Source organism: Chitinophaga vietnamensis (assembly GCF_902167635.1).
In the GTDB taxonomy this organism is placed as follows: domain Bacteria; phylum Bacteroidota; class Bacteroidia; order Chitinophagales; family Chitinophagaceae; genus Chitinophaga; species Chitinophaga vietnamensis.
This window is the reverse complement of the sequence record NZ_CABHMS010000012.1, coordinates 127,505-151,928: the sequence shown is the minus strand read 5'-3', so window position 1 is coordinate 151,928 and position 24,424 is coordinate 127,505. Positions and strand designations below refer to the sequence as shown.

The following is a 24,424-nucleotide window of genomic DNA, read 5'->3' as shown; positions in this document are numbered from 1 at the left end:
TTTATGTGGCGGATCATTCCTGTTTTTATTGGCTGTCTGCTGGCAGCGCATGGTTGTAGCAAAGGCGGTAGCGATCATTCGCTGCCGCCCGCGCCGCCGCCGTCTTTCAGCCTCAACGCCCTCACGGTAAACGGCGTGTTTAACGGCTTCAAATACCAGGGCGTGAATACCTCACCGGTGATCAGGCTTTCCTTCACCGAAAAGATTGATGCCGGCACTGTAAACAATGCATTCAGCTTTGCCAGCAAATCCGGTACTGCCGTGCCTTTCACCGTATCGATGGATAATGGCGACAGCACCGTCATATTGCGACCATCGGCGCCCCTGCGATACCTCACCAGCTATGATGTGGCGGTGAACGGTAACCTGCGCTCGGTAAAAAAAGGCGAACTGTCATCTGCACTGAGCCTGCAAATGCTTACGCAGATAGACTCTACAGATAAATTCGCCCGCATCACGGATGAGGCGCTGCTCACATTGGTACAACAGCAAACCTTCAAATATTTCTGGGATGGAGCGCATCCGGTGAGCGGCCTCGCAAGAGACCGGAACACTTCGGGCGAAACCGTTAGCAGCGGCGGTTCCGGCTTTGGTATCATGGCCATCGTGGTAGCGGTACAGCGCGGATTCATCACCCGCGCCGCAGGCCTCGCACAATTGCAAAAGATCGTCGCCTTCCTGAAAACGAAAGCAGAAACTTTTCACGGCGCCTTTCCACACTGGCTCAATGGCACTACCGGCAAAGCCATCGCCTTCGGCCAGAAAGATGATGGCGCCGACCTGGTAGAAACGGCTTACCTGGTACAAGGCCTGCTCACCGCCCGCCAGTACTTCAATGATGCGGCCCTCAGCAGCGATATCAACAGCATCGCCGACGCCGTAGAATGGAGCTGGTTCAGGAAGAACAATGAGAATGTATTGTACTGGCATTGGAGCCCGGACTACAACTGGGACATGAACATGCCCATCCGCGGATGGAATGAATGTCTCATCACGTATGTGCTGGCTGCCTCTTCCAAAAATTATAGTATACCCAGGATCGTCTATGATGAAGGCTGGGCCAATAACGGCAGTATCAGGAACGGCAACCAGTACTACAATCTCCAGCTTCCGCTCGGCCCGGCCCTTGGCGGCCCGCTGTTCTTCTCCCATTATTCTTTCCTCGGTATTAATCCGAATGGATTGAAGGATCAGTATGCGGATTATCAGCAACAGGTAGTGAATCATACGAAGATCAACGCCGCCTATTGCAGTGCCAATCCTGCCGGGCATTATGGCTACAGTGCCGATTGCTGGGGACTTACCGCCAGTGATATCCCCGACGGCTATACGGCGAGTTCGCCCACGAATGATGTGGGCGTGATAGCGCCTACGGCCGCTTTATCATCGTTCCCGTACACACCGGATGCATCCATGCGCGCGCTGAAATTCTATTATTACAAACTGGGCGACAAGCTCTGGAAAGCATACGGTTTCACCGATGCGTTTTCACTCGAACAAAGTTGGTTTGCCGATTCCTTTCTGGCTATCGACCAGGGGCCGGTGATCATCATGATAGAAAATTATCGCAGCGGCCTGCTGTGGAATCTTTTTATGAGCTGCCCGGAAGTCAAGACCGGCATGCGTTCGCTGGGGTTTCAAGGCCCTGGCTTGTAAGATCATTTGATATTTCGCCCCTACCAATATTTCGCCCCTACGGGGCGTATTGATGGCGATCAATGACCCGTAGGGGCATCATATTGGTAGAGCGAAATGTCTATAACAATATTTTATGAAGAAATGTATTCTCTTTTTGTGCGGGATCATGCTAACCCTTTACGCGGCAGCGCAAAATACCAGGCGTAGCGCCCCCGCTATTCAACAGGGCCTCTCGGACAGCGCCCTGCTTGATCTTGTGCAACGGCAAACCTTCAAATACTTCTGGGATTTCGGCCACCCGGTATCCGGCATGGCCAGAGAGCGAAGCAACAAAGCCTATGATTATGGTGATGAAGTAGTGACTACCGGCGGCACCGGCTTTGGCGTGATGGCCATCATTGTAGCGGCCGAACGCGGCTGGATACCGCGCGATTCCGCCGTGGCGAGGCTGAACAAGATGATCAATTTTTTGAGGAAGGCAGATCATTACCACGGCATCTTTCCGCACTGGATGAATGGCAGCACCGGCAAAACAATTCCATTCAGCCGTAAAGATGATGGCGGTGACGTAGTGGAATCGGCATTCCTGTTCCAGGGCCTGCTCGCCGCCCGCCAGTATTTCAACCGCGAAACGCCGCAGGAACATGACCTGCGTAACAAGATCAACTGGACCTGGAACGAAGCGGAATGGAACTGGTACACCCGCGATGGCCGTGATGTCATGTACTGGCATTGGAGTCCTAACAACGGGTGGAGCATGAACCACGAGATCAGGGGATGGAATGAATGCCTGATCACCTATGTGTTGGCAGCATCATCTCCCAACTACGGCATCCGGCCTGAAGTATATTACCATGGCTGGGCCAACGGCGCCAACTTTCTCAACGGCCGCGAGTTCTTTGGCATCAAACTGCCGCTGGGCCCCGATTACGGCGGACCGCTGTTTTTCTCGCACTATTCTTTTCTCGGCCTCGATCCACATGGACTGAAAGACCGCTACGCCGATTATTGGGAACAGAATAAGCAGCATACGCTCATTAACCGCGAATACTGCATCCGTAACCCGAAAGGCTTCAAGGGCTATGGCGCCGACTGCTGGGGACTTACCGCCAGCGACACCTACGACGGCTACAATGCGCAGTCGCCGGAAAATGACTGGGGCACCATCACGCCCACAGCGGCTTTGTCGGCCTTTCCATATACACCGGAATATTCCATGCAGGCGCTCAAATATTTCTATTATAAACTGGGCAACAAAATATGGAGCCAGTACGGTTTCACGGATGCATTCAATGAAACCCGGCAGTGGTACGCTTCTTCGCATATTGCTATTGATCAGGGACCGATCATCGTGATGATCGAGAATTACCGCAGCGGCCTGCTGTGGAAACTTTTTATGAGCTGCCCCGAGATACAGCAGGGATTGAAGAAGCTCAATTTTCAAAGTCCGTATTTAAAGTAACAGACCATGCGCGCGATCCTGTTTGCGTTGTTGCTATTGGCAACGGCCACTTCTTCTGCACAAAATACATATTGCAATCCTGTCAATATAGACTATGGCTATTGTCCCATCCCTGGTTTTACAGAATGGGGCAAACACAGGGCCACAGCGGATCCTGTGATCGTCAACTTCAAAGGAGACTACTATCTTTTCTCTACCAATCAATGGGGGTATTGGTGGAGCAAGGATATGTTGCAGTGGCATTTCCTGCCGCACAAATTTCTGAAGCCCTACCATCATGTGTACGATGAGCTGTGCGCACCTGCGGTATGGGCCATGGGCGATACTTTGCTGGTATTTGGTTCTACCTACACCCGCGATTTTCCGATCTGGATGAGCACTGATCCCAAAGGCAATCAATGGAAAGAAGCCATCGACTCATTTGATATCGGCGGCTGGGACCCGGATTTTTTTCTGGATGATGATGGACGACTCTACATGTACAACGGCAGCAGTAACACCTATCCTTTGTATGGCGTGGAGATCAACCGGAAAACATTTCAACCCGTTGGCACGCGCAAGGAGCTTTTTCTGCTGCACCCGCAACGCTACGGCTGGCAAAGGTTTGGAGAGTATATGGACAATACTTTCCTCGATCCTTTCGTAGAAGGCGCCTGGATGACCAGGCACAATGGCAAATACTACCTGCAATACGGCGCGCCAGGCACAGAGTTCAGCGGCTATGCCGATGGGGTGGCTGTGAGCGATCATCCACTCGGGCCTTTTGTACCGCAGGAGCATAACCCGGTATCGTTCAAGCCTGGCGGATTTGCCCGTGGAGCAGGCCATGGCAGCACCTTTCAGGATAATGATGGGTATTGGTGGCATGTATCCACTATGGTGATATCTGTGAAAAATAGTTTTGAACGCCGTATCGGTTACTGGCCCGCAGGCTTCGATAAAGATGGCGTAATGTATTGCAATACGGCCTTCGGCGATTATCCGCATTACCTGAAGAGAAGCGGTGAGAAGGGTTCTTTCAGGGATGATGGCAATACCTTTACCGGCTGGATGTTGCTGAATTACGACAAGCCCGTTACCGTATCTTCCACGCTGGGCGGCTATCTGCCTAACTACGCCGTGGATGAGAGCATCAAAACGTATTGGAGCGCTGCCACCGGCAACAAAGGAGAGTGGCTGCAATCCGACCTGGGGCAACTCAGCACCGTACACGCCGTACAAATTAATTACGCCGATCAGGATGCCACTTTTTTAGGTAAACAGGAAAATATCTATCATCAATATAAACTCTGGTATTCTGTAGATGGTAAACGTTGGAAGATATTGGCAGATAAAAGCAATAACACCACAGATGTACCGCACGATTACGTGGAGCTGCAACAGCCGGTGAAAGCGCGTTTCATCAAATTGGAGAACATACATATGCCTACCGGAAAATTCGCTATCAGCGGACTGCGGGTATTTGGTAAAGGCAATGGCGCGGCGCCTGATACTGTAAAACAATTCCTCGTGCTACGCACAGAAAAAGATAAACGCAGCGCCTGGCTCAAGTGGCAACCCGTAGATAATGCTTATGCCTACAATATCTACACCGGCATCGCGCCTGATAAATTGTATAATTGCATCATGGTGCATGGCAGCAATGACTACTATTTCAAAGGAATGGACAAGGAGCTGCCTTACTATTTTTGTATTGAAGCCGTAAACGAGAATGGCGTTTCTGCAAGAACAAGTGTGATAAAAGTATTTTAAATAAATATGATCGCCCATCGGGCGATCATATTTATTTATGGCTGTTACGGAACTACCACAGTGTTTACATTGGAATAATCACTATAAACCAAAACAGGAGAGGTGTACACAATTCCTCTTGTTCTGTATTCATAAGTACCGGCGCCTCCCAATGCATTTACGTTAATCGGCGGAGGATTGTTAAGCCCGGTCATGGTATAGCTGTTCCATGCGGTGGTACCGGCTTTCCTGTATTCAAAGTAATTGGTATTGGAATATCCCAGGCTTGGAAAGTGACAAGGCTGACCGCACAACGAAATGAGCGGTATCGGCTGGATCAGGTGATCAGTGCCGGATACAGACCCATTTGCGGTGTAGGGGAAAGTTTGATAAGAGTTAGGTGTCAGGCTTGCGAAGCTGGTATAGCTGGTGCTGAAATAATCGATTTGAGCACAGTCGGTATGCAAGGTCACCTTGGTGCGGAAAGTGCCATAGCTACAGAAGTATTGATAGCGTATGGTGACCTGGAAGGCCACCCTGTACCGGTTTACATTGGAGCCTAAAGATCCGTCGTAGTACGTACTATCCAATTGAAAAGAGGGCACTCCCGTTGCAGCTGTTGCAGGCGCAAAAACAGGCCAGCTGCCCGCTGGCAATTGAACGGTACCCAGGCTGCCTGTTGTGACCAGGTTGGCAGGCACATCTATCCGGTAAAGGAAATTGAGCGAAACGGTGGTATTGGTATCGCTGGTGCAACCATTAATAGTGGCGATATATCCCAGGTAGGTGGCCTGGTAACTGGAAGGATCGATGAAGACGCCGCCACAAAGCCCGTCGGTACGGCTTAACGCGGCGCTCTTTTTCAAACTGTCCAGTCTCGACTGGGATAATTTATTCCCGTCCTTATCGGAAGGAAACAGCGCTACTTTCTCATTTGTAAAAGAATAACTCCGGGTAACAGGTTTGCTGTCAGTGGCCGCCGGACCTGGCGTTGGAACCGTATCATGTTTCTGACAGCTGCTAATAAATAAAAATAGAGATGCCGCCAGTAGCAGCGCATAGGAACTGATTTTCATAGTGAGGGTTTTAACAAATAAAACTAAGGGGAAGCGCTGCGAACGGAAGGCATTATTCAAATATCTTGTTTAACTGTTCTCCGGGGTTTTGGAGAAAGTCTGCCACGCTGCTCAATTCCTTTAATTCGCCATGCTCATAATCTGCACAGGCGAGGCATTTCTTCTTGGGATACCATACCAGCAGCCCTTCCGGGCTATAGTTGTCTACATCGGATAAAAGATCCAGGAAGGTATGTCCTTGCCAGTTGACCTCTTTGATATCTACAATGCGATTAAATTTCACGGTATCCAGATCATTGTTCTGTGCGGCTACGCATACAGCAGTGGGGTTATAGGGGAATACCATATCAGGCAAATGCAGGTTCACATCCACGCCGGCGTCAAGAAGCATTTTAACGGCGGGGTATTGGCGGCTGGAAACGGCCTGCCGTAGTGATCTTCCATCTTCTTTCAACTGATAACCATTGGCCAGCAGTACCGGGATGTTGTTATATTGATTGCCGTAAAGGGCTGCGCTGAGTGGCGTTTTACCTACTTGGTCGGGCGCATTTACATTTGCCTCTTTATCAATCAGCAATTGTACGATAGCAGGTTTACAATTGGAGGCGGCCATGAGCAGCGCGGGATGCGCTTCATCATTGACGGCCGCATTTTTGTTCAGCAACCAGTGTATCACTTGTGTCTTTTGTTCACACAAGGCCAGTGTTAATGGAGTTGTATCAATTTGCCCGGTAACATTGAAAACGGCATTCACGTCCGATCCCTGCGCGAGAATATTTAGGGATTTTTTGATTGACGGATTTTTTGATTTGAGGGAGCTGAAATTCCCCTCAAATCAAAAAATCCGTCAATCAAAAAATCCCTAAATATTTCAATAGCTGCTCATCACGCCCCAGCCAGAGCAGGCGTCCCAGCCCACGCCGGCGGTATAGCCGATGTTGGAGGGAGTGGTGATATTATCTCCCTGCGTAATATCGCGGCAAAAATTATTTGGCGTGGCATATAGTTTTGGCTGCACAAATCCTGCTTTGCTATTTTTCTTTTCATTGTTGAGCGCAAAGAAAGCGGCCATCAGCGGCGCCACGGCGCTGGTGCCGCCGATAACGGCCCACTGTCCATCTACCAATATTTTATAACCGGTATTAGGAGAGGCGTTGCCGGCAACGTCGGGTATACCACGACCTTTGAATTTTGTTTCTGCTGATAGCGGAACACCGGTCGTTAACTGGTAATCCGGCAAAGGGAAGAAATCACTCACACCGCCGCCGGTAGCGGAATCCACAGCATCATGCCATACGATCTCATTGCTGACGGTATGATTTGTGATCTGGGCTCTGGTGCCGCCGCAGGCCAGCACATAGGGGCTGGAAGCGGGAAAGTCCACATGCACATGCCCATCGTAGCCATTTACACCCGGTTGTTGATCTGATGAGCCCATATCGCCTGCGGCTGCGCAGATCGTCACGCCCAGCACGCTCGCGGCTTTGAATGCTTCATTGTAGCTATTCATAGACTGCTGCGTCCAGCCGCTTTCCGCTGCGCCCCAGCTGATGGAGATCACAGCAGGACGATTCACTTTATCGTGCAGGGCAGTGGTGATGGCATCGAGAAAACCCTGGTCGGTATTGGGTGCGAAGTATACCACGATCTTTGCGCCGGAAGCTACGGCCCCGGCCACTTCTATGTCCAGCATCACTTCTGCGTCGGGGCCATTGGCGGTGCCGGGATTGTTATAGCCGCCATCCACGCCTACCGCTTTGACTTTTGGCAGCGGCCTTTGCAAAGTGCTGAAATAAGTGCCGAGATCTTTTTTGCGGTAACCGCCGTCGAGCTCAATGAGCGCGATACATTGGCCTTTGCCCGTTACGTTCTGCGGATAGCCGTAGGCGTTAGCAACATCGTTGGGAGCATAGCCGCTGAAGGTTACGGTGCGCGGATTCACGGCGCCATCCATTTTCAATACCTGGAATAGCGGTTGCGCGGCGGCTCTGTTGTCGAGGCCGAACACGCCTTCCACTACGCCTTCCAGGTTGGCGGGAATATGAATCTGACCGGAGCGGCCGCGGAACATACGGCCATCGCCGGCATCGTAGTTGGCAAGATGCACCTGGAAAGCGGTTTCGAAATATTTGATCTTGCCGCGCAATATCACGCTGCGACGGGCATGATCAATAAGTGTTACAGAGAGGTGGTTGTCGGCTGCAAATTGTTCTATCAGCTCGATATCGCTCTGTGCGGCGCCAAATTCTTTTTCATATTCTTCCAGCGAATATTGTTGCCGGTCTTTGAGTGAAGTGTCGAGCGATCGTTTTCTTCGGATCCTGATGGTAACGTCGATCGCATCGCTGGTGTTAATGGTGGTCATTTTAGCGGCATCCGGAGCGGCTTTGGCGCTGCCTTTCAGCGGTACCATGGGAAATGGTCCTGATGAGGAATGGCTGTTTGTCATGACATGAACAGATTTAAAATGCCAGGAAATAAATACACGTGGCCTGTCGGAGATTTGCTGGTGCCCGTCGGTTTAATTTGGGGTTTATGAGATAGATCGAAGTTACTGGATTCCTGCGACACAAAAAAAACAGCCCCGCGGTTTGCGGAGCTGTGGATGATATAAATAACTGCTGAATCCTGCGATTAATAACCGGCTTGTGCGGCACGCTGTTTTCTTTTCTTCTTGTCTACCAATGCACCGGTACCAGCGCCTACGCCTGCGCCGATGAGCGTACCGATGGCAGCGCCTTTCAGGTGGTCTTTGTTCACGATCGCACCGGTGATAGCGCCTGCGCCAGCGCCTACTACTGCGCCTTTGGCGGTGTGGCTCCAGTCTTTCCAGATACGTTTACGATGCGGCGCAGCCGGCGCTGCTGCTGGTGCAGCGGCATTATTGGCGGCCGGTTCTGCTACGGGCGCTGCTGCAGTAGCACCGCTGGTATAGCCTTCAGCCGGAGAGGTGTGGATGTATTTACGGCCGTGTTTTACTGCATTCATGGAATCCACTACCTGCTGTTTTACAGCGCTGATCGTATTCATGGAATCGATGGTGGCTTTCTTCGCATTTTCAATAGCGGTGGCATTGTCGCTGTTACCCTTACAAGAGAACAGCATTGCTGCGGCGGCCATTGCTATGAATATCTGTTTCATGGTTAAAGTTTTTTACGCGTTAGTTTTCAACCCTGCCACTGTCGAAAACCGTGCCAATTTAGCTCAAACCGCCGCCAGTGCTTCATTTTCATATGATTGTCGTAGTTGTAGCGGGTCGGTTGCTCCTGTAACTCCATACAGTGAGCATAGCGCCCAAAGATACGATCAATGCGCCAATCCAGGGTGTGGCCGGCAATCCCAAAGTAGCTTGCTCTACTACGAGGCCGCCTACCCAGGAGCCGATGGCTACGCCCAGGTTGAAAGCCGCAATGTTCAAGGCAGAAGCAATATCTTCTGTGCCAGGCAGGTATTTCTCTGCCAGCTGCACAATGTATAATTGTAGTCCGGGCACATTGGCAAAGGAGAGACCGCCCATCAGGAACAATGTGATAACGGCTGGTATTTTATAATGCGCAGTGAAAGTGAAGATCACCAGCACTACGGCCTGTAACAGGAATATACGGATGAGCACACGCGCAGGATTGGTATTGGCTACTTTGCCGCCGATTACATTGCCGAGCGCAATCGCTACGCCATATACCAGTAATAACAGGCTTACCGCATTGGAAGAAAAGCCCGTCACTTTTTCGAGCAGGGTAGCCAGGTAAGTAAAGGCCACAAAGGTGCCGCCATAGCCCAGCGCCGTGATGGCCAGCACCAGCAGGATATGCCAGTTGCGCAATACCTGTAGCTGGTCTTTCATACGTAATACAGGCCCGTTTTTGATATCGCCCGGCATGAGCAACAGCAATGCGATGAAGCTGACGGCGCCCAGGATAGCCACGCCAATAAAGGTGCTCCTCCATCCGAAATGCTGGCCAATAAAGGTGCCCAGCGGCACGCCGGCGATGATCGCAATGGTAAGACCAGCAAACATAATGGAAAGGGCAGTAGCGCGTTTGTCGGCCGGCACCAGCGCCGCCGCGATGGTAGCGCCAACGCCAAAGAATACGGCATGTGCAAAGCCGGTGATGAAGCGGGCGATGAGCAAGGCAGTGAAATCAGGCGCGGCAGCAGAGGCGATATGTCCTGCTATGAACAACACCATCAAGCCCAGCAGCAGCGGCTTGCGGGGCAAACGCGTAGTGAGCGCCGTCAATACCGGTCCGCCTAATGCCACGCCCAGCGCATACATGCTCACCAGCAAACCGGAGGAAGAAATGCTCACTTTCAAACTACCGGCAATCGTAGGCAGGATGCCCACCGCCACAAATTCGGTGGTGCCGATAGCAAATGCGCTGATGGTGAGCGCCCATAACGCCGGCGGTAATCCTTTGCCCGCGCGTGTTTCAACAGATGCCGCTTTATGTTCTCTTTCTAATGTGATCGTTTCCATATTCGTCTTTTATTTTTAACAACACAAAATTATTCTGGCCTGAATCATTATCCTAATAACTTAAATTGTAGATTTGTATCATTAAAATGATAATTGATGTTACTCAATTTCGAATGGTTCCGGACCTTCAAAACCATTTATGAAACGGGCTCACTCACCGCAACTGCCCAGCAGCTCTATATTTCACAGCCTGGCGTGAGTTTACACCTCAACTCGTTGGAAGCCTATGTGGGATATAAACTGTTCGACCGCTCCGCGCGGCGCATGGTGCCCACTGAAAGGGCCAAAGTGTTCTATAACTACATTCTTGATGCGGTTAACAAACTGGAAGCGGCAGAGGAACATTTTCATAAAAGCTCGCAGGAGCATCTCTCCACCATCAGCATCGGCATGTGCCTGGAAACATTCCAGTTCACGCTGGAGCAATACATTTCTTCCCTGCCGTTTAATGTCAGCATCAAATTCGGGGAGTATCCCGAAATGCAGCAAGACCTCGACCATGGCCTGCTGGACCTCATCATCACACCACAGAAAGGCAACCAGCCCAACATCGCTTACAAGGCCTTTTCAAAAGAAAGGATCATACTGGTGGGCGGTGGTAAACAGGATGCCCGCCCTTTTGATAAACTCATCAAAGCCGGGAAATACAAGGAAGCAGAGGCCTGGCTCAAACAACAAACCTGGTACAGCACTGCCGCCGATATGGAAAATCTCCGCAAGTTCTGGCACACCAACTTCAACAGCCATCCCGATTTCAAGCCTAACTACATCGTGCCCAACAAATGTTCGATCGTACGTTGCATGATCAACAACAAAGGCTTCGCTGTTATCCCGGATTTCCTTTGTCGCAACGAACTGCAAACCGGCCAGCTCAAAGAAGTATGGCAAGGCAACCAGGTGATGGAGAACACGCTTTATTTCGGTAAAAGAAAGAAAACCATGTTCTCCAAAGAGATCAGCGTCATAGAAAGTTTCTTTGTAGAACAAGGGAAAGAAATGGCAGCTGCATAAACCTGAGCCACCCGGACAACAAAATTGAGCTGTTGGAGAAACCGGTCGCATAGCGCAAGTACCGATCTTTGTATCGTTCATTCATTAAATAATCACTATGACGATCACAAAAATTAAGCTTGGCCAGCATGGCCCACTCGTTTCCAAACTCGGACTTGGCTGTATGCGCATGTCTGTCAACAGGGGCGGCGGCGCAAGAGATGAAAATGAAAGTATTGCTACCATTCAGGCCGCGTTGGACAATGGCATCAATTTCCTGAATACCGGCGATTTTTACGGCAGCGGCCACAATGAGCTGCTGGTAGGCAAAGCGATCAAAGGCAGAAGGGATGATGCTTTCATCAGCGTGAAATTCGGCGCCGTCTTTTATAACCATCAATTGATCGGTCTGGATCTCCATCCCAGGTCTATCAAAAATTTCATCAACTATTCCCTGGTACGCCTGGGCATAGATACCATCGATCTTTATCAGCCTTGCAGACTTGATAACAGCGTTCCCATTGAAGACGTGATCGGCACGGTAGCAGATATGATCAAGGAAGGGAAGGTGCGTTACCTTGGCGTGTCGGAGATCACTGCTGAACAGCTGCGTAAAGCGCACAGCGTATATCCGGTAAGCGCTTTGGAAATCGGCTATTCATTGGCCGACCGGCAAATAGAAAGCAAGCTGCTTCCCACGGCCAAAGAGCTGGGCATCGGCGTGGTGGCCTTTGCCAACACCGCTGAAGGCTTGTTGACAGGGGAGATGAAAGCGCCGCTTGCTGCCAATGATTATCAAAATCATTTCTCACGTTTTCAGGGAGATAATCTCATCAAAAATCTGGAGAAAGTAGAATTGTTGAAAGAAATGGCGAAGAAAAAAGGCTACACGCCCACACAGCTGGCGATCGCCTGGGTGAATGCGCAAGGCAATGATATCATGCCGTTGGTAAGCATGAGCAAGCGATCCCGCTTGCCAGAAAATATGCAGGCCATGGAAATCGTCTTCACACCAGAAGAGATGAATACGCTGAATACGCATTTTTCGCCCGGCGCCATCCTTGGTAGTACTTATTTGCAACGATAGATAGCGTAGCTTCGCACAACCTTTAATACTTTACGTAAATGGTAAACCCGACCGAAATAGTTCCAGGCGTCGTCTTTTACGCTTATCTCACTGCCAGGCGAAAGGAGAAAGTGAGCTTTCTGAAAAATAATATCCTGGTATTGCAGGTGTCGGGGCAACTTACGCTGGAAACCGCCAGCCAGCAAGTGTCTATGCAGAAAGGTGAGATGTTGCTGATCGGTAAAAATCAATTAGGACAGATCACCAAATCTCCTTTGCCGGGTGAGGACTATGAGGTCATCGTTATTTCACTGGAAGAAGATATGTTGAGAAAGATCGCGCTGGAAGAGCAGATAGAAGTGCGGCAAAAATACGTAGGCCCACCGAACATACTTATTCCTGCCAACGAATTCCTGCAAGGCTATTTCCAGTCTGTGGTGCCTTATGTGCGTAATCCCTCCGGTAACATAACCGCCGATATCGGCCTGCTGAAAGTAAAAGAGGCAGTGAAGCTGCTATTGCATATCATGCCCCGGCTCAGCGATTTTCTCTTCGATTTTTCTGAACCGCACAAGATCGACCTGGAAAAATTTATGCGCAGCAATTTTCATTTCAATGTGCCGGTCGAAAAATTTGCACAGCTCACGGGGCGCAGTCTTGCCGGCTTCAAACGCGATTTCCAGAAGATCTTCGGAATGGCGCCCCGGCAATGGCTACAGGAGAGACGCCTGACGGAAGCCAGATATCTGATAGAGAAAAAACACCTGAAACCTTCTAACATCTACCTCGATCTTGGCTTTGAAACGCTATCGCATTTCTCTCATTCTTTCAAGAAAAAGTTCGGTAAAGCGCCGTCTGAATTGCCTGCGGGCGAACTATAAAAAGGGTCAGGCGCTTCAAGCGCCTGACCCTTTTTATAGCTTTTACCAGTCTTACATGATCTTCACTACAAATGCACCATCAGCTACATCACCGGGATGAATATTGCTCAGGTCTACAAGGCAGTCTTTGCCTTGTTGTTTCCATTTAAGGCTTTTATTGCAGCCAAGAATGCGCATGGTAGCCTGTTTGGCGGGTGTATAGTTGCGGAGGGTAAGTTGCTCGTGATATTGTGGAACGATGCAATACAGCGCGCCGGGCTTGCTGGTAAAGAACATTTCGATGTGCGCATGTTCTTTGGAAGGCATCACCATGCGGGAAATGCTGTAGTCGGACATAAAGGCGCCTTCTTTCATTTTGAATGGTTCGCCCGGGCTCCATTGCCGCTGTACTTTCCAGGGCTTGGTATTGTAAATGGCTTCGCCATTGACTTGCAGCCAGGCGCCGATATCGAGCAGCTTTTGCTGCATGATCACAGGGATGCGGCCATCGGCAGTGGGGCCGATATCCAGCAGGAGGTTGCCGCCGCGGGCTACGATATCGCAAAGCAAGAGCACGAGGTCGTTGCTCTTTTTATAGTCGTCGGCAGTTTCCATGCGGTTGTAGCCGTAGGATTGTCCGATACCCTGGCTCTCTTCCCATATCACGCCGGGTTGCATGCCGCTGCCATATTCTGAGGTGAGATAAGTGGCGCCATTGTTTTTACCGCGGGTATTGCTGCCCCAGCGGTCGTCTACCACTACTTCATCTTTTACCGGCGACTCATTGAACAGCCATGCCAGCAGGGCCGGGCTTTTCCAGGCGGTGTCGGGGATATCCCATTCTCCGTCAGAAAAGATAACGGAAGGCTTGTAACGGGTAACGAGGTCCTTGAATTGTGGCGTCATCACTTCATCGATATAATGGCGCTTGTCTTTCTGCCATACAGGATTGAACCATTCATAGAGCGAGTAGTAATACCCCATCTTCAGTCCTTCTTTGCGGACGGCATCGGTGAGATCGCCCAGCAGATCGCGTTTAGGCGTTCCCGTTACCGCGTTCCAGTTGCGGCCCCAGGATTCGTTGGCCTGGGCATTGTTCCAGAGGCAATAGCCCTCGTGATGTTTGGAGGTGAGCACGACGTATTTTGCGCCGGAGCGGCGGAAAACATCGGCCCATTGCGCCGGGTTGAACAGGGAAGCGGTGAACTGCTGTTCCAGTTGCTGATAAGGAACATCTTTGCCGAAGTTCTTATCATGGAAGGCGCGTACCTGCTGATGACTGCCTTCTTTGGTGCCATCGAGGTTGTACCAGTACCATTCAGAATACCCGCCAGGGCCTACTACAGCATAAGAGGGAACGGCGTATACGCCCCAGTGAATAAAGATGCCGAACTTGGATGCATTGAACCAGGCAGGGATGCCGCGTTTGTTGAGCGAGGCCCAGTCGGCCGTATACTTTTGCGCAAACAAGCCGCCAGAGGCGATCAGCAGTGATAATGACAAAATGAGCTTTCTCATAACGATGGAAGGTTGCTATGTTGCTAAAGATATAAAAAGTTATATTGGAAGCTAGGTCTGGTGAAGATTACATCTATCTTTGCAGTTTTAATATCATGTCTATCCTGCCTGTTGATCAGGGCTTATTCATCATCTTCGTATATGCATCACGATAAATCCATTCAATCATTCCTGGCGGGAAAATCACCGCAAACCCTGGCGCTGTTCGAACATTTTGTAGCCCGCTTTGCCGAAGTGGGGCATATAGAACTGCATGCCGCCAAAACCATGATAGGCGTGGTGAACGGGCGGGTGCGCGTTGCCTGGATCACCCAGCTGGGCAAGAACTTTGTGCATGTGGTATTCCCGTTTAAAAAGGCTTACCCGGATAATCTCTGCTTTCAGAAGATCGCGCAGGTGCCTGGAGAGCAGCAGTTCAATCATCACTTCAGGATGTATGCGCCAGAAGATGTGAATGAAGAGGTGATGGGATTTATGAAGATGGCCTGGCAGGAAGGCTTTTGAGACCCTTGAAAAAATTATCCCCGTCTGAATCGCCTTTCCCCGCTGCGCCGGACGCCGTATAATCTTCAGCTTTGCGTCATAAAAATTTTTTTATGACAACAACTAACAGATACCAGGGAAAAAGAGCATTAGTAGTAGGCGGAACGCATGGCATGGGACTGGCCACCGTCAAGGCTTTGCTGGATGGCGGCGCCACTGTGCTGCTCACCGGCCGCAATGAAAAGAACCTCGCTGAAGTACGGGACGCGCTGAAAGGCCGCGCACAGGTGTTGCGCACAGATACGGCAGACCTCCAACATATTCAGGCGCTGAAATCCTTTGTGGAAAAAGACTTTGGGCCGATAGATTTTCTGCATTACAATGCCGGTACGGCCAGGCTCGAAACCTTCGAAGCCATCACGCCGGAGATATACGACGAAACTTTCAATGTCAATACCAAAGGCGCATTCTTTACCGTGCAGCAGCTGGCGCCGCATATCACGGATGGCGGCGCGATCGTGTTCACATCTTCTGTTGCCGATGAAGGCGGCATCAAAGGCATGACCCTTTACAGCGGCTCCAAAGCGGCCTTACGTTCTTTTGCCGCCGGCATGGCGGCAGATCTGATGCATCGCAATATCCGGGTGAATGTGGTGAGCCCGGGTTTCATCAAAACGCCTACCATGGGGGTTCCTGGCCTGACGGCAGAGCAACGAAAGGCATTTGAAGATCTCGGTGACGCACGTACGCCGATGAAGCGGCACGGCTCCGCAGAAGAAGTGGCGAAAGCGGTGCTGTTCCTCGCCTTCGACGCTACCTTTACCACCGGCGCCAGATTGCTGGTGGATGGCGGCTTGCAGGAGATAGTTATTTAGAGATTTTTTGATTTACGGATTTCTTGATTTAGGGAGATTTTGGGCTCCCTCCTTAAATCAAGAAATCCGAAAATCAAAAAATCCCTAAATATCTACTAGATTTGTAGACTAATAAAAACATACCATGATCAAAAGATGTATGATAGCCGCCTGGCTGTTGTTGAGCCTCCACAGCGTTATTGCGCAGAACAAGACGGTGGTGTTCCAGTCTGATTTCGGTCTCAAAGACGGCGCCGTATCCGCCATGAAAGGTGTAGCCGTTACCGTATCGCCCGAATTGAAACTGTATGATCTCACCCATGAGATACCTGCTTATAACATCTGGGAAGCGGCTTATCGCCTGGAACAAACGGTGCCCTACTGGCCCGCAGGCACCGTGTTCGTATCCGTAGTAGATCCCGGCGTAGGCACCAACCGCAAATCCGTAGTGCTGAAAACAAATGCAGGTCATTATATCGTTACGCCAGACAATGGCACGCTCACGCTGATCGCCGAAACAGAAGGCATCGCCGAGATCAGGGAAATTGATGAAGCAGTGAACAGGCGGAAGGATTCTAAAAAATCTTATACCTTCCACGGCCGCGACGTATACGCCTATACGGGCGCCCGACTGGCTTCCGGCGCCATCACCTTTGAACAGGTAGGCCCTGCATTGCAGAAAGATGTGGTGAAGATACCCTATCAGCAGCCTGCCCTACAAAACGGCACGCTCAAAGGCAGCATCGCAATACTGGATGTGCAGTATGGTAATATCTGGACCAATATCCCCGCCGATCTCTTTAACCAGCTGCATCCGCAGTTTGGCGATATCCTGCATCTCGCCATCTTCCACAACAACAAAAAAGTATATGCCGGCGACCTGCCTTACAGCGAAACTTTCGGCGCGGTGGCAATAGGCAAGCCCCTGGCTTATCTCAACAGTCTCCTGCAATTGTCCTTTGCACTGAACCAGGGCAATTTCGCAGCAGTTCACCATATCGGCAGCGGCAACGAATGGAGCGTTGCGGTTACCATTACCCATAAAAAATAGTGAATGAATAGATATTTACTGTCCATCGGCCTGCTGTTACCATCAACCCTTTACGCACAGGAAAAAAGGGATACCACTAAACCGAAAACCGTACAACTGGGAGAAGTAGTAACTGTGGGAACCCGCAGCAGTGGCCGTACACGACTGAACACGCCCGCACCCGTAGATGTGTTTCAGCTCTCGAAGATACAAACGCTCGTGCCGCAAAATGATATCAACCAGATATTGCAATATGTATCGCCTTCCTTTAATTCCAACCGGCAGTCTTCTTCCGATGGCAGCGAACATATTGATCCCGCCAGCATCCGCGGCCTTGGCCCGGATCAGCTGCTGGTGCTGATCAACGGCAAACGCCGGCATACCACTTCGCTGGTCAACAACCAGGGCACGGTGGGCAATGGCTCCGTAGGCACCGACCTCAACGCGATACCCGCTTCCGCGATCGAGCGCATTGAAGTGCTGCGCGATGGCGCTGCCGCACAATACGGCTCGGATGCGATCGCCGGCGTGATCAACATCGTCCTGAAAAAGAATACCAACGAATTAATGGCAGCGCTCACCGGCGGCATCACTTCCCGCAATGATGGCGGTCTGGGACAACTCGGCCTTAACTACGGCACAGGTGTTGGCAAAAATGGCGGCTACCTCAACATCACCGGCGAGGCCTATTACCGCGATCGCACCACCCGCGCCCAAAATAATAATCTCATCATCTTCGATCAATCTTCTCTCAACAATTATTTCGCGTACGACTTTGCACAAGACCCTGCTGCATCCAGGAAGTATGACGATGATATGTTGAAACAGAAAGGCTTGAAGAGAGATGATTTTAATTTCCAGATAGGCGATGCGCGCATTAAGAATATCGGCAGCTTTTTCAATCTGGGCCTGCCTTTCCGCGATGGCAAAGGCGAGTTCTATGCCTTTGGCGGTTACAGTTACCGGCAGGGAGAAGGGTATGGTTTTCGCCGCCTGCCCAGCGATCCCTCGGTAAATGTGTATAGCATCTTTCCTGATGGCTATCAGCCCAACACTACTTCACATATCCATGACCGTAGTATTGCCGTAGGCGTGAAACATAAGCTGGGCGCCTGGAATGCGGACCTCAGCAATACCATCGGCGATAACCGTTTTGATTATATCGTGAATAATACGGTAAATGCTTCGCTGAAAGATAAATCGCCTACCAGTTTCCAGGCCGGTGGCCACGAGTTTTTACAGAACACTACCAACCTGGATATCAGCCGCCGTTTTGCGCAGGTGGCCGCCGGCCTGAACCTCGCATTTGGCGCGGAGTTCAGGGTAGATGATTACCGTATCCGCACAGGAGAGGAGGCCTCCTGGAAGAACTATGCGCTGGTACAGAACCCTGATGGTACGGTGTCCAATCCATCCGGCTTGCAGGGCGGTTCGCAATCTTTCAATGGATTCTCCCCGCAGAATGCGATCAACAAAAGCCGCAACAATACCGGCGTTTATGCCGATGCCGAATTGGACGTGACTTCCCGCTGGCTTATCGGTGGCGCAGCACGCTTTGAACATTACAGTGATTTTGGTTCCACCCTCAGCGCCAAATTTGCCACACGCTATAAAATTCTGGAAGGCCTCAACGTGAGAGGGGCTGTGAGCAATGGTTTCAGGGCGCCGTCTTTACATCAGCAATACTTCAGTTATGTGAGTACTGATATTTTGCCGGACAACACACTGGGGCAATCAGGCTTCTTCAACAACCAGAGCGCCGTGGCCAGGGCATTGGGCATCCCGCAGTTGAAACAGGAAACTTCGGTGAATTATAGTCTGGGTATCACGGCCCAACCCGCGAGAAATTTCAATATCTCTGTAGATGGCTATCTGACGGATATCAAGAACAGGATTGTGCTCACGGGCAGCTTCGGCTTTGATCCGCAGGGCAACCCGGTGCCGGCTATCCAGCAGCTGCTCAATCCCCTGGGCGCTCACTCTGCGCGCTTCTTCAGCAATGCGGTGGATACCCGCACCGCCGGTGTAGATGTAGTGGCGGATTACACCGCGCATATGCAGGCACATACCCTGAATGTGTCGCTGGGCTTCAATTACAACCGCAACAAGATAGTAGGCAGCCTGCATCTGCCGGCGCAGCTGAAAGGGCAGGAGCAGGTATTCTTTTCGCCGAACGACAGTATCCTGATCACGGAAGGCACGCCCAAAGTGAAAGCCAACCTGGCGCTTACCTACAGCTATAAAGGTTTCAGCGTGCTGCTGCGCAATGTGTATTTCGGTAAAGTGATGCGCAACAGTTTCCCCTATGGAGAAGTGCAGGAGCATGCCGGCAAAGTGGTGACTGATCTGTCGCTCAGCTATACCGTGCATCGCTTCACGTTTACATTGGGCGCTAATAACATCTTTGATGTGTTCCCGGATAAACAGGTGTATGGCAATAGTTACTTCGGAGTGTTCAAATACGCCTCCGTACAGATGGGCTCTTTAGGGGCTAGCTATTTTGCAAGACTCACGTTAAGGCTGCCGCATAATTAGTGTTGAGCGGTGCATTTGTGACAAGGAAATACTATACATTTGTAAGAAACCTACACAAACTGCTATGATCAACATCGCTTTGCCAATTTATGAAGACGTAGTGTTATCGTCTGTATCCGGCGTGCTGGATATTGTTGCAGGCGTTAACGGCTATCTGGCTGCGGCCAGCGCTCCACCAGCCTTCAAAATAACGCTGGTGAGTGAAAGGGCGAAGAACATCCAGCTCTTCCTGCCTGCACAGTTTGTTGACAGTAAAACCCTGGACGAAATGCATGAGGCAGACCTGATCATTGTGCCTGCCTTTCCCGCAGGGCCGGACCCCATTATTGAAAAGAACCAGGCCCTGATCAGCTGGCTGCGGGAGATGCATGCCCAAGGCACAGAGGTAGCAAGTCTTTGCATGGGCAGCTACTTCCTCGCGGAGGCCGGGTTGCTGAAAGGCAAACCCTGCACCTCACACTGGATAGCTATCGCGGATATGAAGCAACGTTATCCGGATATCAACGTGCTGCCGGATCTTGTGATCACTGATCAGGATGGCATCTACACCAGTGGCGGCGCGTTCTCATCGCTGAACCTGGTATTGTATCTCGTGGAAAAATTCTGCGGCCGCGAAGCAGGTATCTGGGCGAGCAAGATGTTCTCCATCGATATCGACCGCAACAACCAGGCGCACTTTGCCGTGTTCCAGGGGCAGCGCCGTCATGAAGATGAAGAGATACTGAAAGCGCAAACTTATATTGAACAGAACTACCATCTTCCTATCTCTATCGACCAGATAGCGGAGATAACGCATATGAGTAAACGAAATTTCATCCGGCGCTTCAAAACCGCTACCAGCAATACGCCGCTGGAGTACCTGCAAAGGGTGAAAATTGAATCAGCCAAGAAAGCGCTCGAACATGGCGGCGAGAATATCAGCACGCTGATGTATGATGTAGGGTATAACGACCTGAAAACTTTCCGCATGGTATTCAAGCGCATCACCGGGCTTACACCGCAGGATTATCGCCGAAAATACAGCCGTGTGGCGGCAGAAGCATAGCATATTTTTTCCCGCAAAGCAGCAAAGATACAAAGCAGCAGAGACATAGCTTTACGTCTTTGCTGCTTTGCGTCTTTGCGGGAAAAAATGCGTACTACAGTTTCTGTGTGAAGTGGTGGGCGGAGATATAATAACCTTGCTTGAAATACAGCTTGTGCGCAGGCGCCAGGGCATGCCCTGAATCCAGTTGCAAGTTGTCCACTCCCTGTTTTTTTGCCAGGTTGTGCACATGATCCAGCAACAGGGCTGCATAGCCTTTGTTGCGGTGGTGGGGAGAAGTGACCAGGTCGTCGATATAGATGGTTCTGCCGGAATGCAGTTTGTGCATATGCCGGAAACCGGCAACGGCAGCCACTTTGGATGGATCTTCATCCGCAGTGACATAAACAAGCTGGTAGCCGTCTTCTTCCTGCATCTCCTTGATCATCGGTATCAACCGCTCTGCGGCGATATGCGGACGGAGCACAAGGATCACATCTTTGCAGGCTTCGAGCGCTGCATCGTCGGTAGCATAATGAACAGTACGTGTCATAGTTATGATTTATAAAGCAGGTGGAAGGAGCGAGGCGATGGCGATACGGTTCCAGGCATTGATGACTGTTACCGCCATCACGATTTCTGCCGTACCTTGTACGCCGAAATGTTTTACGGCCTCCTGGTAAGTGGCCTCTGTAAGCCCTTTCTGGCTAACGAGCGTCACTTCTTCGGTCAGTGCCAGCAGAGCTCTTTCTTCTTCGGTGTAAAGCGGTGTTTCACGCCAGGCGTTGAGGAGGTAAATGCGTTGTTCTGTTTCACCGAGTTTACGGGCATCGGTGCTGTGCATGTTCAGGCAAAAGGCGCAGCCATTGATCTGCGAAGCACGTATCTTGATCAGTTCTTTCTGAATCTTGCTGAGCACTTTCAGATTGTCCATTGACCGGGAGAAGGCGTACATCGCTTTGTATGACTCCGGCATTTCGTCCGGCATATTGAATCTCTGTTTCATCTGATATTGAATTTGCGAACAAATGTACCAAGTGTGTGGACTATCTTGGTAGTCCACTTTTTAATTGATAGATAGTCCAGATGTTACCATTTAAAACATTGATCCGGATCGACAAGCAATCGAAACAACCGGTATACCAGCAGATCGCCAACCGCTTTGTGGGCCTGATCCAGGAAGGGGTGCTGAAACCTGCTTCCTTCCTGCCTGGCAGCCGTGTGCTGGCTGAGCAATTGCAACTGCACCGCAAAACCGTGGTGGCGGCCTATGAGGAGCTGATCAGCCAGGACTGGATCGTGTCTATCCCGCGCAAAGGCATGATGGTAGCCACCAATCTGCCAGTGGTGAAGCCGCGCACCTTTGCGGATATCTCTTCTCCCTATGATCACGGTCCCGGCTATACGTTTAATGAAGTGCCGACTATTACAGTCAGCGTCGGTAACAGGGCAGTCAACACCCGGCTGGTGGTCAACGACGGCTTCCCGGACGTGCGTGTTGCGCCGCTGGACGAGTGGGTAAAAGAATGCCGCTCCATCATCCAGAGCCCGCGCTACAACAGGCTGCTGATGTATGGTACGGCCAAAGGCAGCGATACGCTGCGACAGGAAACGATTAAATACCTCACCAATACCCGTGGCCTGAACATCGGGCTGGACAATATTTTGCTGACCCGCGGCGGGCAGATGGCCATCTATGTGGCCGCCGCCACGCTTATCAATAAGGGAGATTATGTGATTGTGGGCAGTCCCAATTATTTCTTTGCAGACCTTACGTTTGAGCAGCTGGGCGCTAAATTGCTGCGTGTGCCGGTAGATCAGGACGGTATTGATGTAGATGCAATCGAGCAATTGTGCCGTACTAAAAAAGTGAAGATGTTGTATGTCATCTCCCATCATCATCATCCCACTACGGTAACGCTCAGCGCCGAGCGCCGCATGAAATTGCTCGACGTGATCCGCAGGCACAAGCTGGCGGTGATAGAAGATGATTACGATTATGATTTCCATTACAGCTCGGCCCCGATCGTGCCCCTGGCCAGCGCCGACCATGGCGGTAATGTGATCTATATTGGTTCGTTTACCAAATCGCTCGGACTATCCCTGCGCATGGGCTTTATGATTGCGCCGGCGGTATTTGTGCAGCAGGCCATGGCTTTGCGCCGACTGATGGACCTTCGCGGCGATAACCTGTCGGAAGAGGCGCTGGCGCGTATGCTGGCCAGCGGCAGCATTGAGCGGCATCTGAAAAAATCGCACAAGTTGTATATGGAGCGCCGCGACCTGCTCTGTGAACTGCTGCAAAAGCATCTCGGCGATGTATTGCATTTCACGCCACCACTCGGCGGTATGGCGCTGTGGCTGCCTTTCCCGAAGAACATACCACTCGGCGAGGTGGCCGCGAAAGCGGGTAACATGGGCGTAGCCATGACAGATGGACGGCATTACAGCTATGCCACCAAACCCTTGAATGGCTTGCGTTTCGGCTTTGCGTCGTTCAATAATAAGGAATTGGCGGAAGTGGTGGCGGTGTTAACGAAGATTATCCGGAAAGATTACCGTTAGGCCTTTACTTTCAGGCGCCAGGTTTCCTGTACCCTGCGGTGCTGCCGCAATTGCTCCAGTTGCGCGTCATCGGCAATTGACAGCAGATGGGTGAGAGAGCCGAGCTTGTGCCGCTCCCTTTCGGCCTTTTGGTCCACTTCAAAACCTGCGGCCGCAAAGAAGCTGGCAGCCGCTTCAACAGATTCGAATTTATTGTCTTCGATGCGATGCTGTTCCAGGAAGCGTTGCAGCTCATCATTGCGATTTAGCTGTTTATCCGGATCGCTGCTTTTGATATAGATATCGGCCGTGATCCAGTAGCCGCCGCGCAGCTGGAGCGCCTTGCGTACATTGGCGCAGAGTTGCTGCTTTTCGCTGTCGTTGAGGTACATGAGCAAGCCCTCATTTACAATGGCAATTTCACCAGGTGGGAAACGATCGATAATATTCATGAACTGTGCTTCATCCAGTGCGTTGAGCGGCAACAGTTCCAAGGTGCCGGTAGCAGGCTGCTGGCCGTTTTGCAGGGCTTGAACAAAAGGCTTTTTGCTGACGATCATATCGGGCAGATCGGTATCAATATAGTGGTAGTTGCCTTCCCGTACCGCCTGCAATCCGCGGAAAGAGAAGCCAGACGATAGTTCCAGCACATTGGTAACAGGCAGAGGGGCCAGCAGTTGGTCGATACTTTTGTAGCGGTGTTCGAAATGCACCACCCTGGCCCAATATAGCAGATCGTTGTTGGCGATGTCCGGTGAATACTCATGGTTGCTCATCATCAGCTCGGCCGCCTGGCGTGCAAAAGGAATATCGGTGAGGCCTTTCAGCAGCAGGAGCGTGCTCGCCGAAGGGCTGATGGTATTAAAATCCCTTGTTTCCATGATATCTTTTTTCAGGAAGACGAATGAACCGGATGGATATTTTATTTTTTAAAATTTTTGTGGATGATGTAGCAATGAGCAGGGATCATGTTTTGATGCCCCGGATGGATGATCGCATTTTGAAACCCGGATCAACATCCGCATTTTTTAATACCCGGGCTGACGCCCGGGCCTACCGAGCTATCGACCCTACGGGGCTGATCGAAGCGTGTGTTGATTAATGCGATTGATACCGCCCCTACGGGGCGGCATATT

The 24,424-nt window shown here is 51.0% G+C and carries 21 protein-coding genes; 12 read left to right on the top strand and 9 right to left on the bottom strand.

Annotation, left to right across the window (positions count from 1 at the left end; genetic code table 11):
• Positions 1–3: 3 nt before the first annotated feature.
• The 3 genes from FPG75_RS25765 to FPG75_RS25755 all read left to right on the top strand — a co-directional run bounded on the left by FPG75_RS25765 (position 4) and on the right by FPG75_RS25755 (position 4,852).
• Positions 4–1,656 (top strand): glucoamylase family protein, encoded by a 1,653-nt coding sequence (locus FPG75_RS25765; RefSeq protein WP_143310925.1) that lies wholly within the window; start codon positions 4–6, stop codon positions 1,654–1,656.
• A 115-nt stretch (positions 1,657–1,771) separates the two neighbouring features.
• Positions 1,772–3,100 carry a glucoamylase family protein gene (locus FPG75_RS25760; protein ID WP_143310924.1) on the top strand — a complete coding sequence of 443 codons (1,329 nt, stop codon included), beginning with the start codon at positions 1,772–1,774 and terminating at the stop codon, positions 3,098–3,100.
• A 6-nt stretch (positions 3,101–3,106) separates the two neighbouring features.
• The gene (locus FPG75_RS25755; RefSeq protein ID WP_143310923.1) at positions 3,107–4,852 is read left to right on the top strand and encodes a family 43 glycosylhydrolase; all 1,746 of its coding nucleotides are present in this window, start codon (positions 3,107–3,109) and stop codon (positions 4,850–4,852) included.
• Positions 4,853–4,896: 44 nt separating this feature from the next.
• Here FPG75_RS25755 and FPG75_RS25750 read toward each other — a convergent pair whose 3' ends face one another.
• The 5 genes from FPG75_RS25750 to FPG75_RS25730 all read right to left on the bottom strand — a co-directional run bounded on the left by FPG75_RS25750 (position 4,897) and on the right by FPG75_RS25730 (position 10,384).
• On the bottom strand, positions 4,897–5,907 hold the full coding sequence (locus FPG75_RS25750; protein WP_143310922.1) for a hypothetical protein: 1,011 nt from the start codon (positions 5,905–5,907) through the stop codon (positions 4,897–4,899).
• Between the two features lie 52 nt (positions 5,908–5,959).
• Positions 5,960–6,682, bottom strand: a complete 723-nt coding sequence (locus FPG75_RS25745; RefSeq protein ID WP_262712077.1) for an ankyrin repeat domain-containing protein — start codon at positions 6,680–6,682, stop codon at positions 5,960–5,962.
• A gap of 96 nt (positions 6,683–6,778) precedes the next feature.
• Entirely contained in the window at positions 6,779–8,356 is a 1,578-nt protein-coding gene (locus FPG75_RS25740; protein WP_201748015.1) for a S53 family peptidase, read from the bottom strand.
• 185 nt (positions 8,357–8,541) lie between these two features.
• Entirely contained in the window at positions 8,542–9,048 is a 507-nt protein-coding gene (locus tag FPG75_RS25735; RefSeq protein WP_143310920.1) for a glycine zipper domain-containing protein, read from the bottom strand.
• A gap of 88 nt (positions 9,049–9,136) precedes the next feature.
• The gene (locus tag FPG75_RS25730) at positions 9,137–10,384 is read right to left on the bottom strand and encodes an MFS transporter (RefSeq protein ID WP_143310919.1); all 1,248 of its coding nucleotides are present in this window, start codon (positions 10,382–10,384) and stop codon (positions 9,137–9,139) included.
• Positions 10,385–10,480: 96 nt separating this feature from the next.
• On the opposite strand from FPG75_RS25730, the gene FPG75_RS25725 reads away from it, so the two are divergent.
• The 3 genes from FPG75_RS25725 (at position 10,481) to FPG75_RS25715 (ending at position 13,321) form a co-directional block, all read left to right on the top strand.
• Positions 10,481–11,395: a LysR family transcriptional regulator gene (locus tag FPG75_RS25725; protein WP_143310918.1), complete on the top strand. Its 915-nt coding sequence runs from the start codon at positions 10,481–10,483 to the stop codon at positions 11,393–11,395.
• A 97-nt stretch (positions 11,396–11,492) separates the two neighbouring features.
• Complete coding sequence (locus tag FPG75_RS25720) at positions 11,493–12,461, top strand: aldo/keto reductase (protein WP_143310917.1); 969 nt, start codon at positions 11,493–11,495, stop codon at positions 12,459–12,461.
• Positions 12,462–12,499: 38 nt separating this feature from the next.
• Positions 12,500–13,321 (top strand): helix-turn-helix domain-containing protein, encoded by an 822-nt coding sequence (locus FPG75_RS25715; RefSeq protein WP_143310916.1) that lies wholly within the window; start codon positions 12,500–12,502, stop codon positions 13,319–13,321.
• A 51-nt stretch (positions 13,322–13,372) separates the two neighbouring features.
• On the opposite strand, the gene FPG75_RS25710 is transcribed toward FPG75_RS25715, so the two are convergent.
• A complete protein-coding gene (locus FPG75_RS25710; RefSeq protein ID WP_143310915.1) occupies positions 13,373–14,818 on the bottom strand; it encodes an alpha-L-fucosidase in 1,446 nt (481 codons plus the stop codon).
• Between the two features lie 141 nt (positions 14,819–14,959).
• Between FPG75_RS25710 and FPG75_RS25705 the strand changes: the two genes are divergently transcribed.
• The 5 genes from FPG75_RS25705 to FPG75_RS25685 all read left to right on the top strand — a co-directional run bounded on the left by FPG75_RS25705 (position 14,960) and on the right by FPG75_RS25685 (position 20,765).
• The gene (locus FPG75_RS25705; protein WP_143310914.1) at positions 14,960–15,322 is read left to right on the top strand and encodes a DUF5655 domain-containing protein; all 363 of its coding nucleotides are present in this window, start codon (positions 14,960–14,962) and stop codon (positions 15,320–15,322) included.
• Positions 15,323–15,414: 92 nt separating this feature from the next.
• On the top strand, positions 15,415–16,176 hold the full coding sequence (locus tag FPG75_RS25700) for an SDR family NAD(P)-dependent oxidoreductase (RefSeq protein WP_143310913.1): 762 nt from the start codon (positions 15,415–15,417) through the stop codon (positions 16,174–16,176).
• A 124-nt stretch (positions 16,177–16,300) separates the two neighbouring features.
• On the top strand, positions 16,301–17,206 hold the full coding sequence (locus FPG75_RS25695; protein WP_143310912.1) for an SAM hydrolase/SAM-dependent halogenase family protein: 906 nt from the start codon (positions 16,301–16,303) through the stop codon (positions 17,204–17,206).
• A gap of 3 nt (positions 17,207–17,209) precedes the next feature.
• On the top strand, positions 17,210–19,720 hold the full coding sequence (locus tag FPG75_RS25690) for a TonB-dependent receptor plug domain-containing protein (protein ID WP_143310911.1): 2,511 nt from the start codon (positions 17,210–17,212) through the stop codon (positions 19,718–19,720).
• A gap of 64 nt (positions 19,721–19,784) precedes the next feature.
• Entirely contained in the window at positions 19,785–20,765 is a 981-nt protein-coding gene (locus FPG75_RS25685; protein ID WP_143310910.1) for a GlxA family transcriptional regulator, read from the top strand.
• Between the two features lie 94 nt (positions 20,766–20,859).
• Here the strand turns inward: FPG75_RS25685 and FPG75_RS25680 are convergent, their stop codons facing one another.
• Positions 20,860–21,297: a GNAT family N-acetyltransferase gene (locus tag FPG75_RS25680; RefSeq protein ID WP_143310909.1), complete on the bottom strand. Its 438-nt coding sequence runs from the start codon at positions 21,295–21,297 to the stop codon at positions 20,860–20,862.
• A 9-nt stretch (positions 21,298–21,306) separates the two neighbouring features.
• Positions 21,307–21,750, bottom strand: a complete 444-nt coding sequence (locus FPG75_RS25675; RefSeq protein WP_143310908.1) for a carboxymuconolactone decarboxylase family protein — start codon at positions 21,748–21,750, stop codon at positions 21,307–21,309.
• Positions 21,751–21,830: 80 nt separating this feature from the next.
• On the opposite strand from FPG75_RS25675, the gene FPG75_RS25670 reads away from it, so the two are divergent.
• Complete coding sequence (locus FPG75_RS25670; RefSeq protein ID WP_143310907.1) at positions 21,831–23,309, top strand: aminotransferase-like domain-containing protein; 1,479 nt, start codon at positions 21,831–21,833, stop codon at positions 23,307–23,309.
• Here the strand turns inward: FPG75_RS25670 and FPG75_RS25665 are convergent.
• Positions 23,306–24,169 carry a hypothetical protein gene (locus tag FPG75_RS25665; RefSeq protein ID WP_143310906.1) on the bottom strand — a complete coding sequence of 288 codons (864 nt, stop codon included), beginning with the start codon at positions 24,167–24,169 and terminating at the stop codon, positions 23,306–23,308. The genes FPG75_RS25670 and FPG75_RS25665 overlap by 4 nt on opposite strands.
• Between the last annotated feature and the right edge of the window lie 255 nt (positions 24,170–24,424).

What these genes read in the sequence shown, in the direction of transcription:
- FPG75_RS25765 (WP_143310925.1), top strand. Translation starts at nt 4, where the DNA reads ATGTGGCGGATCATTCCTGTTTTTATTGGCTGTCTGCTGGCAGCGCAT.
- FPG75_RS25760 (WP_143310924.1), top strand. Translation starts at nt 1,772, where the DNA reads ATGAAGAAATGTATTCTCTTTTTGTGCGGGATCATGCTAACCCTTTAC.
- FPG75_RS25755 (WP_143310923.1), top strand. Translation starts at nt 3,107, where the DNA reads ATGCGCGCGATCCTGTTTGCGTTGTTGCTATTGGCAACGGCCACTTCT.
- FPG75_RS25750 (WP_143310922.1), bottom strand. Translation starts at nt 5,907, where the DNA reads ATGAAAATCAGTTCCTATGCGCTGCTACTGGCGGCATCTCTATTTTTA.
- FPG75_RS25740 (WP_201748015.1), bottom strand. Translation starts at nt 8,356, where the DNA reads ATGACAAACAGCCATTCCTCATCAGGACCATTTCCCATGGTACCGCTG.
- FPG75_RS25735 (WP_143310920.1), bottom strand. Translation starts at nt 9,048, where the DNA reads ATGAAACAGATATTCATAGCAATGGCCGCCGCAGCAATGCTGTTCTCT.
- FPG75_RS25730 (WP_143310919.1), bottom strand. Translation starts at nt 10,384, where the DNA reads ATGGAAACGATCACATTAGAAAGAGAACATAAAGCGGCATCTGTTGAA.
- FPG75_RS25725 (WP_143310918.1), top strand. Translation starts at nt 10,481, where the DNA reads ATGTTACTCAATTTCGAATGGTTCCGGACCTTCAAAACCATTTATGAA.
- FPG75_RS25720 (WP_143310917.1), top strand. Translation starts at nt 11,493, where the DNA reads ATGACGATCACAAAAATTAAGCTTGGCCAGCATGGCCCACTCGTTTCC.
- FPG75_RS25715 (WP_143310916.1), top strand. Translation starts at nt 12,500, where the DNA reads ATGGTAAACCCGACCGAAATAGTTCCAGGCGTCGTCTTTTACGCTTAT.
- FPG75_RS25710 (WP_143310915.1), bottom strand. Translation starts at nt 14,818, where the DNA reads ATGAGAAAGCTCATTTTGTCATTATCACTGCTGATCGCCTCTGGCGGC.
- FPG75_RS25705 (WP_143310914.1), top strand. Translation starts at nt 14,960, where the DNA reads ATGCATCACGATAAATCCATTCAATCATTCCTGGCGGGAAAATCACCG.
- FPG75_RS25700 (WP_143310913.1), top strand. Translation starts at nt 15,415, where the DNA reads ATGACAACAACTAACAGATACCAGGGAAAAAGAGCATTAGTAGTAGGC.
- FPG75_RS25695 (WP_143310912.1), top strand. Translation starts at nt 16,301, where the DNA reads ATGATCAAAAGATGTATGATAGCCGCCTGGCTGTTGTTGAGCCTCCAC.
- FPG75_RS25690 (WP_143310911.1), top strand. Translation starts at nt 17,210, where the DNA reads ATGAATAGATATTTACTGTCCATCGGCCTGCTGTTACCATCAACCCTT.
- FPG75_RS25685 (WP_143310910.1), top strand. Translation starts at nt 19,785, where the DNA reads ATGATCAACATCGCTTTGCCAATTTATGAAGACGTAGTGTTATCGTCT.
- FPG75_RS25680 (WP_143310909.1), bottom strand. Translation starts at nt 21,297, where the DNA reads ATGACACGTACTGTTCATTATGCTACCGACGATGCAGCGCTCGAAGCC.
- FPG75_RS25675 (WP_143310908.1), bottom strand. Translation starts at nt 21,750, where the DNA reads ATGAAACAGAGATTCAATATGCCGGACGAAATGCCGGAGTCATACAAA.
- FPG75_RS25670 (WP_143310907.1), top strand. Translation starts at nt 21,831, where the DNA reads ATGTTACCATTTAAAACATTGATCCGGATCGACAAGCAATCGAAACAA.
- FPG75_RS25665 (WP_143310906.1), bottom strand. Translation starts at nt 24,169, where the DNA reads ATGGAAACAAGGGATTTTAATACCATCAGCCCTTCGGCGAGCACGCTC.